Origin of the sequence: Micromonospora sp. NPDC049799 (assembly GCF_040656655.1) — a bacterium.
Taxonomy (GTDB): domain Bacteria; phylum Actinomycetota; class Actinomycetes; order Mycobacteriales; family Micromonosporaceae; genus Micromonospora.
This window is the reverse complement of sequence record NZ_JBFAMU010000153.1, coordinates 1-10,581: the sequence shown is the minus strand read 5'-3', so window position 1 is coordinate 10,581 and position 10,581 is coordinate 1. Positions and strand designations below refer to the sequence as shown.

The window sequence follows — 10,581 nt, the reverse complement described above, 5'->3', positions numbered from 1 at the left end:
GTTCGCCGCCTCGTCGGCGGTGACCAGCGCGGCGGCGGCCGAGTCCATCCGCCGCCGGAGCGCACCCACCGCCTCGTGGGCACGCTGGGCCTGGTCGAGGGCATGGTTGCCGCGCTGGGCCGTGGCCACGATCTCGCCGCGAAGCTCACGCCGCAGCTGGTCGATCTCCTCGCGCAGTTCCTCGGCGCCGCCGGCCGGGCCACCGTCGGCGCGCAGCGCGATCGACAGGCCGATGAGCACCACGGCGAGGATGGCGAGCACGGCCGCGAACCGGAGCGGGCCGTTACCGTCGGCGACAAGCAGGATCAGCGCCGCCACCGGCGCGATGGCCACGCCCACCCAGAAGAGGGTGGTCAGGAGCGGCGGATGACTCTTGTCGTCGGAGACAACCGGGGCGGGCATGGGTGTGCAGCCTACCGAGAGTTGCCCCAGCAGGGAACGGGTGGAAGCCGCGGTTGCGCCCGTTCGACCCGGAGTTCACGTGCCGTTGACGCGGGTTGGGCCGGGCCGGACACTGCGTCGGCCGGTCACCGGGACCCTGAGGTCCCGTCGGTGACCGGCCGACACTGCCGGATCAGCCGGCCGCGAGCGCCGCGTCCGAGGAGAAGACGAGGCCGACGCTGGCCGCACCGGTCTTCAGCGCGTTCTTGGTCTGCGGGCCGCCCGCGTCCAGCGAGCTGAACGAACCGGCCTTGAAGTCGTAGACCTCCACCAGACCGGCCTGGCACTTCGGCCGCTGCGGGCACTCCGGCGGGCCGGCCAGGACGGTGGCCTGGCCGGAGCACTTCGCGGCCAGGTCGGACAGCGTCCGCACGCCGTACTTGTCGGCGAAGGCGGTGGTGACGGCGAACGCGTTCTGGTCCTGGGCGGCCGAGGGGGCGCCGAAGACCAGGCCGGCCTTGTCGCCGGCGGCCTTGAGCGCGGTGACCGTCTTGTCCAGCTCGGGCGAGGAGACGGGCTGGGCGTTCTGCCCGTTGGCCTTGGTGTTGAGGAACTCGGCCATGGTCGCCGCGTACTCCGGCACGACCTGGATCTCGCCCTTCTCCAGCGCCGGCTCGTAGAGCTCCCGGCTGCCGATCTGCTGCACCTCGACCTGGTACCCGGCGGCGGTCAGCGCGATCTTGTAGAGCTCGGCCAGGCTTTGGCTCTCGCTGAAGTTGGCGGCGCCGACCGTGATCGGGCCGCCCGGGCCCTTGGCGATGCCCGCGGTCAGGTTGTTGGCGGCGGCGAACTCGTTCGCGGCGACCTCGGGCGTCTTCCGGTCGACGTCGACGGCCTTGTTGAGCGCGATCAGCTTCGGCGTGTCGAGCGCCGCCGAGACCTTGTCCAGCGCGGCGAGGAGCTGCGGATTCGCCGCGTCCGCGTTGACCGCCGGGATGATGTTGTCGGTGTTCTGCAGCTTCTTGTCGTCGTCGAGGGCGACCAGCTTGTCGCCGGCCACCGGGGCGCAGCCGGCGCCGGAGGCGCCCTGCTGCGGGGCGTCGGTGCCGGAGGAGCCGGCGTCACCGCAGCCGGTGAGCAGCCCAGCGGCGGCGAGGGCGCCGGCGGCGCCGACGGCCAGACGTGTACGTGCGCGCATTGCTGCCCGCCTTCCGTGTCCCGGCGCGACCCGTCCGGGCCGGCCGCGTGTCCGACGGGCGATCGTTCGTCCGGCCGCCCGCGACTTACCACCCAACATCTTTCACGGGGGACCGACAACCTGGGGCGAGGTTTGTCACCGGATCGTCACGGGAGACTGTTCAGGTGCCGGCCACCGCGTCGGCCGCACGGCGACCCGCCCGCCGCCGCGTGCTCCGCAGCGGGCGCGGCGTCACCAGGCGCTCGACCAGGGCGAGGACCAGCTCCACCAGGACGGCCAGCCCGGCGACCAGGAGCCCTCCGGCGAGGATCTGGCCGCGACCGGCGGCGATGTCCAGCCCGAACCCGGCGCGGATGATCTGGCCGAGCCCGCCGCCGTTGACGAAGGACGCCAGCGCGGCGGTGGCCACCACCTGCACGGCCGCCGTCCGGAACCCGGTCGCCAGGTACGGCACGGCCAGGGGCAGCTCGACCCGGCGCAGCAACTGCCAGTCGGAGAAGCCCATGCCGCGGGCGGCGTCCCGCGCCTCCGGGTCGGCCTGCCGCACCCCGGTGTACGCGTTGGCGAGCAGCGGCGGCACCGCGAACACGGCGAGCGCCACCACCACGGAGGTCCGGCCGAACCCGAGGAAGGTCAGCGGAAGGATGGTGAGCAGGGCGAGGGTGGGGATGGCCAGGGTGACGTTGGCGATGAGCACCACCAGCCCACCGCCCCGGCCGGTGTGGCCGAGCCACAGGCCGATCGGCCAGGCGATCAGGCAGCCGAGCGCCACCGCCGCCGCCGACATCGACAGGTGCTCGCCGAGCCGGTCCAGGATGCCCCCGGGGTTGGTCCAGTTCAGCGGGTCGTTGAGCCAGAGCACCGCCGCCTCGATCGGGCTCACGTCGGCCTCCCGCGCCGCAGCCACGGAGTGAGCAGACGACCGATCCCCGCGAGGACCAGGTCGAGCACCAGCGCGAGCAGGACGCAGAGCAGCGTCCCGGTCATGATCTGCTGCTTGTAGAAGTTGTTCTGGAAGCCGGCGAAGATGATCTGACCGAGGCCGCCGCGACCGATCACCACGCCGACCGTCACCAGCGCCACCGTGGAGACCGTGGCCAGTCGCAGCCCGGTCAGGATCCCCGGCAGGGCGAGCGGCAGCTCGATGCGGAACAGTCGGCCCCACCGACCGTAGCCCATCCCCTCCGCTGCCTCCCGCACGTCGGGGGGCACCTGGTTGAGCCCGGCGATCGCGTTGCGGACGATCACCAGCAACGCGTAGAGCACCACCACGGTGAGGACGGTGACCGCGCCGATGCCCAGGTAGGGGGCGATGAACGCGAACAGCGCCAGCGACGGGATCGTGTAGAGCACGCCGGTGAACGCCACGATCGGCCCGGCGAGCCCCCGGAACCAGTACGCGGCCACGGCGAGCGGCAGCGCGATCAGCGCCGCGATCAGCACCGCACGGGCGGTCAGGAAGGTGTGGTCCCGCAGGGCGGCGAGGATCGTGTCAGAGTTGTCCCGCACGTACTGCCAGGAGAACCACGGGTTGCCCGGGTCTGCCCGGTAGCTCAGGCGGAAGGACATGAGTGGACGTTACCCCGGAGACCACCAACGGCGCCGGGCCGCGTGCGGCGTCGATCTCGCTCGACGGGATCGGCAAGCGTTACCCCGACGGGACCGAGGCGGTCCGTGAGCTGTCCCTGGACATCGCCGCCGGGGAACTCGTGGTGCTGATCGGTCCCTCGGGCTGCGGCAAGTCGACCGTGCTGCGGATGGTCAACCGCCTGATCGAACCGACCGGCGGCCGGATCCTGCTCGGCGGCGAGGACGTGACGCGGGTCGACCCGGTACGGCTGCGCCGCCGCATCGGATATGTGATCCAGAACGTCGGCCTCTTCCCGCACCAGACCGTCAGCGCCAACGTCGGCACCGTGCCGCAGCTGCTCGGTTGGCCGCGCGAGCGCAGCCGGAAGCGGGTCGAGGAACTGCTGGAACTGGTCGGTCTGGACCCAACGCAGTTCGGCCGCCGGTACCCGCACGAGCTGTCCGGCGGGCAGCGGCAGCGGGTCGGGGTGGCCCGGGCGCTCGCCGCCGACCCGGTGGTGCTGCTGATGGACGAGCCGTTCTCCGCCGTCGACCCGATCGTCCGGACCCGCCTCCAGGAGGAGTTCCTCCGGTTGCAGGCCGAGGTCCGCAAGACGATCGTCCTGGTCACCCACGACCTCGACGAGGCCGTCCGGCTCGGCGACCGCATCGCGGTGCTCTCTCAGGGCGGCCGCCTGGAGCAGTACGACACCCCCGCCGCCGTGCTCGGCTCGCCGGCCACGCCGTTCGTCCGCGAGTTCGTCGGCGCCGACCGGGGCATCCGCCGGCTGGTGGTCACCCCGCTCACCCGGGACACGGTCGAGCCACTGCCCGCCACCGGTGTCGACGGGCTGCCGACCGTCCCGCTGGGCGGCTCGGCGTACGACGCGTTGGGGGCGCTGCTGACCTCGGCGACCGACCGGGTGGTGGTGACCGACGCGGAGCGGCCGGTGGGTGTGCTGACCCGGACCCGGCTGCTCGACCTCGGCCGGGCCACCGACGGGGAGCGCGCGGCGGGCTGAGACGACGGACCGGGCGGTCGGGACCGTCGTCAGGCCCGGCCGCCGAGACTCGCCGTGCCGATGATCCAACCGGCGAGGAAGCCGTACGTGGCACCGGTCCCGGCCGACTGGATGGCGACGAGCAGGCTCGGGTCCGGGGCCGCGAACGCGGCGAGGAGCGACGCGAAGCCGCCGGCCAGCACGTACGCGGCCCACCCGGTGAAGAACTGGCTGGCCGACCCGGGTACGCGGGCCACCTGCGAGGCGGGCAGCAGCCAGAGGAAGACCGCCGCGAGCACCACCAGCAGCACGGCCCGGAGGTTCGTGGCGACCGGCTCGGCGGTGTCGAACGACCAGGCCGGCCAGGCCAGCAGGCGGAGGAACCACCCGGCGGCCGAGTTCGCGTCGGTGGACGAGCCGGCCCAGTCCACGTACGCGGGGCTGCCGCAGACGCCGACCAGGACGAGCGCCGCCAGCGCGCCGGTACCCGCCGCGGTCCCGTGGCGGGGGACGGACCGGGTCCGGTTGGTGAGCGCCATGATCGGATCAGTTCCCGACGGGCCGGGGCGGGCAAACCTGCTCCGGCACGCCGGTCCGCGCGTCAGCGCCTCACGTGGGGTGCTTCATCAGGTAGTCGATGAAGGCGGCCCGCAGCAGCGGCGCCGACTCCTCGTAGCCGTGGCCGGTCAACTCCCGCCACAGCGCCGCCGCCTCGTCGATGGTCGGGCCGACCGAGTTGGGCGCCCCGTCCAGCACCTCCGCCTCGTCCGCGTTCGGCAGGTGCCGCAACACCGACCAGAAGAAGCCCACGTCGCGGCGCTCCCGGGCGAACGCGAACGCCTGCTCGCGCAGTTCCTCGGTGGAGAGGGCGTCGAGTTCGGCGAACGAGCGGCCGGCCGAGGTCGATGGTGTGTCGGTCATGTCGCCGAGCCTAACCGGCGAGATCGTTTCCGGCCCGACGGACGCGACGCCGGATGGCCGGCGTCCGCGCACCCGGCCGGCGGGCGGCGGTCGCGTCGGCTCACGGGCTCAGCGGTCCTCGGTGTCCCACCGGCGGGGGCCGGTCTCCCAGCGGGAGACGTCCCACGGGTCGACCGGCTCCTCGGCCGACCGCTCGGGCATCGCGGGCGGCCAGGTGGCGGGCGGGTCCGCGCGGGGCACCGTCCAGCCGGTGCTGATCCGGCCGTCGGTGGCGGGAAGGCGCTCCGGCGCCGAGGCCGGCCGCCCGTACGCCTCGACCACCCGGGTGACCACCAGTCCGATTCCGAGTGTCACCGCTCCGAGCGCCCACCGGTCCACCGTCCAGCCCCGCGCGTCGGCGTACGCGAGGACGACCGTGACCAGGCTGACCGCGAGCAGCGTGCCGAAGATCCCGCCGCGCCGGCCGTACGCGCTGGTGCCGGCGAGCAGCGACGTGCCGACGGCCAGCACCGTCCAGTCCAGTCCGGTCCCGGGTGTCACGGGGTCCGCGCCGGCGGTGCCGAGGAGCAGCCCGGCCAGCATCGCCAGCACGGTCGAGCCGACGATCGCGCCGACGGCGACGAGTGCCGCCACGACGCCCCGGCGTCGGGCCGGGTCGACGACCGGACGGAACCGGCCGACCATCCGACGCACCGCCCGCACCGCGCCGAACACGCCCCCGAGCACGGCGACGGCCGCGAAGCCAGCGAACAGCGGGAGCGCGTCCCGTTCCGGGTCGTACGTGCCCTGCGGCAGGACCGCGCCGGTCCGCTGCTCGACGTAGACGACCACCCCGGCCGCGCCGGCCAGACCGGCGGCCCAGGCGGGCACGTGCAGGACCACCACGACGAGGGCGAGCACCAGGCCACCGAGCGTGGCGACGGCAAGGGCCGGGCCGCCGGCGGCGGTCAGACCCCGGTCGCCCTGCTCGGCCATGTGCAGCGCGGCGGCGACGGCGACCGGGCCGATCGCCAGGTTCACCGTGGCGGCCCGCAGGCTCAGGCCGGCAGCCAGGGTGAGCAGCCCGAGCACCACCACGTCGGTCAGCAGGTCACGGAGCCCGTCGCCGCGCAGCGTGTCCGGTGCCTCCTGCCAGAGAAGGTAGGTGCCGGCCGCGAGCGCGACGAGGAGCAGGGTCTCCCAGACGAGGTGGACGACCAGCCGGTCCCGGCCGGGCTCACCGTGGGCGGGATCGTCGAAGACGTTCTCCAGCAAGGCGGCGGGGATCGCCGACGAGGACTCACCGGGGGCGGCCCGCCCCGGGTCGTCGTAGCTCATGCGCCCGCCTCCCACGTGGCCGCGTCCAGGTCCGACGCGCGGGCGGACCGGGGCGGCCGTTGCTCTCCGGTCGCAGGCACCGTACCCGTGCCCGGAGCCGGGCGTAACCCCCTGGTCAGCGTGGGCCGGGCGGGCTCTCCCGCTCGTCGGCCTCGCGCTCGTCCTCGGGACGCTCCGGCACCCGGCAGGAGCGTTCCAGCCAGAGCGCCGCGGCGACCAGCGCCAACGAGGCGAGCAGCCCGCCGAGGGCGGTCGGCCGGTCGTCCACGGCGGCCTCGGTGGATTCCAGGAAGAGCCACCCGGCCAGACCGCCGTAGAAGCCGGCGAAGATCGCGGCGGCCAGGGAGGACGCCTTCGCGAGCACCACGAACCGGGCGACGAGCAGCGGGTTCACCGGGTCACGGCCCGGCTTGCGGTCGATCCGCCCCCGGGTGTTGACCGCCGCGTACGCCTCCAGCACGGCCAGCGCCGCCAGGATGACCACCGGAAGCCAGGGCAGGTCCGGCAGGTAGTCGTAGTAGAGGATGCTGATCAGCAGCCAGGCCACCGCGGCGGCGGCGAGGCCGGCGACCACCAACGTGGACGCTCGGGTGGGGCCCATCCGGCCGGGGCCGGGTGGACCGGACTGCGCCTGGGTCATGCCGGCCGGCTCCACTCGGTCATGCCGTCGACTCTAGCGTCAGATCGGGACGGGGACGCACGTCCAGGGCGTCCTCGGCGGCCGGGCCGGTGGTGAGCAGGTCGGTGAGCCAGCCGTGCCCCGGCAGCCGGCCGTAGGGCTGGATGTCGATCCACGGCCGCAGCACGAACGCCCGCAGGTGCGCACGGGGATGCGGCAGGGTCAGCTCGGCGGAGTCGCTGAGCACCGGCTCGTCGTTTGCTCCCCACACCGCGATCACGTCGACGTCGAGCGTGCGGGGCCCGAAGCGCCGCGCGGGGTCACGCTCGCGGCCCGCCGCGCGCTCCGCGCTCCGGGCCCGCTCCAGCCAGTCGTACGGCGCGGCGTCGGGATCCTCCGCCAGCAGCACGGCGTTGAGGTACGCGGGCTGGTCGGTGTCCCCCCACGGGGGAGTCTCGTACACCCCGGACACCACGCGTACGGCGTCGCCGAACCCCGCCACGGCGCAGCGCAGGTGGTGCAACCGGTCGCCGAGGTTGCTGCCGAGCGACAGCACGGCCCGGCTCACCGGTCGCGCGTCCGGGTCATGGTGACGGCCACGTCGGTGAAGGTGTGCGGGACCGGCGCCTCCGGCTTGTGCACGGTCACCGTCGCGGTGTGCACCCGCCCGTCGGCCAGGCAGACCGTGAGCAGCCGGTCGGCGAGTGTCTCGATCAGGTTGACCGGGTCGCCGGTCACGATCGCGACGAGGCGTTCGGCCAGCTCACCGTAGTGCACGGTGTCCGCCACGTCGTCGGAGCGCGCGGCCGGTCCGAGGTCCAGCTCCAGGACGACGTCGACGACGAAGTCCTGTCCCTGCTCGCGTTCGAAGTCGTACACCCCGTGCCGGCCGTGCGCGCGCAGGCCGATCAGCTGGATCCGGTCGGTCACCGTTCTCCTCCGTGTCGGGCGGTGGCCGCTCCCCGCGCGGCGGCCAGGTGCGGCCGGCCGGTCGCCTGCCAGACCGCGAGGGCGTCCGTGGTGGCACGGACGTCGTGCACGCGTACGCCCCAGGCGCCGGCCGCCACCGCGAGCAGGGTGGTGGCGACGGTCGCCACCTCCCGGCCCTCGGTCGGTCGGGGTGCGCCGTCGGGGCCGGCGAGGAGTCGACCGAGGTAGGACTTGCGACTCGCCGCGAACAGCAGCGGGAAGCCGAGGTCGAGCAACTCCGGCAGCCGGGCGCTGAGTTCCCAGTTGTGCTCCGCGGTCTTGGCGAAGCCGAGGCCGGGGTCGATGACGATCCGGTCGGCGGCGACGCCCGCGCGCAACGCCTCGTCGACGCGCTCGGCGAGTTCGGCGCGGACGTCGGCGACGACGTCGCGGTAGCGGGCCAGCTCACCCATGTGGCGCGAGTGTCCCCGCCAGTGCATGAGCACCCAGGGGCAGCCCGCGTCCCGGACGACCCGCGCCATGTCCGGGTCGGCGAGTCCGCCGGAGACGTCGTTGACCACCACCGCCCCGGCGGCGAGCGCCGCCTCGGCGACGGAGGCACGGCTGGTGTCGATGCTGACCGGTACGCCGGCCGCGACCAGTTCCCGGACCACCGGCAGGACCCGGGTCGCCTCGGTCTCCGCGTCGATCCGGTCGGCGCCCGGCCGGGTCGACTCGCCACCGACGTCCACCAGGTGGGCACCCTCGGCCCGCAGCCGCACGCCGTGTCCGACGGCGGCATCGAGGTCGGCGTACCGTCCGCCGTCGGAGAAGGAGTCCGGCGTGACGTTGAGGACGCCCATCACCACCGGGGCCGGTGCCAGTACCAGATCGGTCACGACTAGACCGTACCGGTCGTCGCGACCGCCCCGGACAGCCCTTCGTCAGGGGTGCTGACATGCCAATTGGAACAGGTGTACGATCGGTCGTCCGGGTCGAATCGGGCAGAGTCTTCGCGGGTTGTCGCATTGGGTGGGTGGCCGTACGCTTTGGAATTGCCCGGCATCGAGATGGCGAAGCCTGGAGGGAGGGCCGAAGCGGGAAAATCCGCCCAAAGCTCGCCACTGACCGTGGTGGGTGACGAACGCAGCGTCGCCAGCGCTGCGCAGAGTGAGCACCGTTCCCGCCAGGCATGCCTACTGCACCACGCGGCTCCGCCGGCCGCGACTTGGGGAGGTTCCAGTGATCGCCATCGAGCTGATGGAGACGGCGTCGTCCGGCGTCGCCCATGCGCTCTCCACGCTGGCGTCGGCGCCGCTCGCCGAGCCGGCACCGAAGGGCATCGACACCGAGGGTGTCGTCACCTTCTTCGCCAGCAAGATCGCCCCGATCCTGCTCGCCGTCCTGGGCGTCATCTTCATCGGTCGGGCCAGCCGGGGTGAGATCTCCAAGGTCCTGACCAGCTCCGCGATCGCGATCGTCGGGTTGGCCTTCATCGCCGGGGCCGCCACCCTGTTCTTCATCGGCGACTATCTGATCGACCTGATCTTCGAATAGGCGCGGGGCACGAGATGCGGCTGCGCACCGACGACGACATCTACCGGGCCCGCCTGGTCTACCTCGGGCCGCCCGGCTACACCCTTCCGGTCCACCTGCCGTACGCCCAGTACGGGCTGTTCATGCTGCTCGTCCCCCTCTACATGTTCATCCACTGGTTGTTCACATTCCAGGTCGAGCTCTTCCCCGCATGGGAGATCGCGCTCGCCATCGTGAGCACCTCGTTCATCTTCCGGTACGTCGACCCGGACCGGCCGGCGCGCATGGTGATCCGCACCGCGCTGACCGACTGGCGACGCACGCGGGAGCCGGCCGCCGAGCAGCGGGACCCCCGCCTGGTCGGCAGCCGGATCAGGATCCGGGAGGAACTGGCATGACCGGGCGTACGTGGAACGACGCGGGTGAGGCGGTCGAATGAGTCGCTCTTCCACGCCGGGCTCCCCGGCCGGGCGCCCGGCCGCACCGAACGGTGACCGTGCGCATTCGTACGACTACACGGACGGTCCGGAGCTGGACGAGGTCGTGCTCGACCAGGCGCTGGTGACCACGCCCGGCCAGGGCGGCGTCGGCGTCTTCCAGGCACCCCGACCCGTGCCACGGCGGACCCCGGCACCCGACCCGGCGCCCTCCACGACGGACAGCGCCGACATCGACTCCCCCTTCCTCGACCTGTTCGGCGGGACCCGACCGGGGGGCGCACGGCCGTCGGCGCCGGCCCGGGAGCCCCGTCCGATCCCGCAGCAGCCCACCATGGGCGAGCCGGCTGCCGCCCCGCCCGCACGGGTCGAGGCACCACTGCCGCCACCCCGGCAGCCCGTCCAGCCGCCCGAAGCGGCCCGCCCCGCCGAGCCGCCCCGGACACCGTCCGCGCCCCTGCGGGTCCAGACCAGCCAGGACCTCTCCACGGTCGGCAGGTCGACGGCGCCCGAGCAGGTCTCCCGTTCCGCTCTCCAGCCGCTGCCGGTGGAGCCGACGCACCCGCTCGACCCGGACGACGACGCGTACGAGGCGCCTGCCAAGGCCCTGCCCCGGGTGCCGCACCAGGCCGGCGACCGCCTGCCCGCGCTCAACCCACCGGCCGCGGATCCGGGCCCGGTCGAGCGCCCGTC

The 10,581-nt window shown here is 73.6% G+C and carries 13 protein-coding genes and 2 pseudogenes; 4 read left to right on the top strand and 11 right to left on the bottom strand.

Translation table 11 applies throughout. The features are described 5' to 3' along the window. The 4 genes and pseudogenes from AB0I76_RS14225 to AB0I76_RS14210 all read right to left on the bottom strand — a co-directional run. A pseudogene (locus AB0I76_RS14225) lies at nt 1-402 on the bottom strand (hypothetical protein); the annotation flags it as partial. A gap of 172 nt (nt 403-574) precedes the next feature. Beyond that, complete coding sequence (locus AB0I76_RS14220) at nt 575-1,579, bottom strand: glycine betaine ABC transporter substrate-binding protein (protein ID WP_357034499.1); 1,005 nt, start codon at nt 1,577-1,579, stop codon at nt 575-577. A 160-nt stretch (nt 1,580-1,739) separates the two neighbouring features. Next, entirely contained in the window at nt 1,740-2,462 is a 723-nt protein-coding gene (locus AB0I76_RS14215) for an ABC transporter permease subunit (RefSeq protein WP_357034497.1), read from the bottom strand. Next, a complete protein-coding gene (locus AB0I76_RS14210) occupies nt 2,459-3,148 on the bottom strand; it encodes an ABC transporter permease (protein WP_357034495.1) in 690 nt (229 codons plus the stop codon). The genes AB0I76_RS14215 and AB0I76_RS14210 overlap by 4 nt, the downstream gene beginning before the upstream one ends. Nucleotides 3,149-3,150: 2 nt before the next feature. On the opposite strand from AB0I76_RS14210, the gene AB0I76_RS14205 reads away from it, so the two are divergent. Beyond that, a complete protein-coding gene (locus AB0I76_RS14205; RefSeq protein WP_357034493.1) occupies nt 3,151-4,170 on the top strand; it encodes an ATP-binding cassette domain-containing protein in 1,020 nt (339 codons plus the stop codon). Nucleotides 4,171-4,199: 29 nt separating this feature from the next. Here the strand turns inward: AB0I76_RS14205 and AB0I76_RS14200 are convergent, their stop codons facing one another. The 7 genes from AB0I76_RS14200 to folP form a co-directional block, all read right to left on the bottom strand. Then, nucleotides 4,200-4,688, bottom strand: coding sequence for a hypothetical protein (locus AB0I76_RS14200; RefSeq protein WP_357034491.1), 489 nt, complete (start codon nt 4,686-4,688; stop codon nt 4,200-4,202). Between the two features lie 70 nt (nt 4,689-4,758). Further along, complete coding sequence (locus AB0I76_RS14195) at nt 4,759-5,070, bottom strand: hypothetical protein (protein ID WP_357034489.1); 312 nt, start codon at nt 5,068-5,070, stop codon at nt 4,759-4,761. Between the two features lie 108 nt (nt 5,071-5,178). Then, nucleotides 5,179-6,402, bottom strand: coding sequence for an ABC transporter permease (locus AB0I76_RS14190; RefSeq protein ID WP_357034487.1), 1,224 nt, complete (start codon nt 6,400-6,402; stop codon nt 5,179-5,181). Nucleotides 6,403-6,502: 100 nt separating this feature from the next. Further along, entirely contained in the window at nt 6,503-7,027 is a 525-nt protein-coding gene (locus AB0I76_RS14185; protein ID WP_357034485.1) for a DUF3180 domain-containing protein, read from the bottom strand. Between the two features lie 19 nt (nt 7,028-7,046). Beyond that, a complete protein-coding gene (gene folK / locus AB0I76_RS14180; RefSeq protein WP_357034483.1) occupies nt 7,047-7,574 on the bottom strand; it encodes a 2-amino-4-hydroxy-6-hydroxymethyldihydropteridine diphosphokinase in 528 nt (175 codons plus the stop codon). Further along, on the bottom strand, nt 7,571-7,936 hold the full coding sequence (gene folB, locus AB0I76_RS14175; RefSeq protein WP_357034481.1) for a dihydroneopterin aldolase: 366 nt from the start codon (nt 7,934-7,936) through the stop codon (nt 7,571-7,573). Before folB ends, folK begins: the two co-directional genes overlap by 4 nt. Continuing rightward, complete coding sequence (gene folP / locus AB0I76_RS14170; protein ID WP_357034479.1) at nt 7,933-8,814, bottom strand: dihydropteroate synthase; 882 nt, start codon at nt 8,812-8,814, stop codon at nt 7,933-7,935. Before folP ends, folB begins: the two co-directional genes overlap by 4 nt. 343 nt (nt 8,815-9,157) lie before the next feature. Here folP and AB0I76_RS14165 point away from each other — a divergent pair, with 343 nt between their 5' ends. From AB0I76_RS14165 to AB0I76_RS14155, 3 genes and pseudogenes are all read left to right on the top strand, one after another. Further along, the gene (locus tag AB0I76_RS14165) at nt 9,158-9,472 is read left to right on the top strand and encodes a hypothetical protein (RefSeq protein ID WP_120730321.1); all 315 of its coding nucleotides are present in this window, start codon (nt 9,158-9,160) and stop codon (nt 9,470-9,472) included. Nucleotides 9,473-9,486: 14 nt separating this feature from the next. Then, nucleotides 9,487-9,849, top strand: coding sequence for a hypothetical protein (locus AB0I76_RS14160; RefSeq protein WP_121401589.1), 363 nt, complete (start codon nt 9,487-9,489; stop codon nt 9,847-9,849). A 37-nt stretch (nt 9,850-9,886) separates the two neighbouring features. Next, nucleotides 9,887-10,581: pseudogene (locus AB0I76_RS14155) on the top strand (hypothetical protein); the annotation flags it as partial.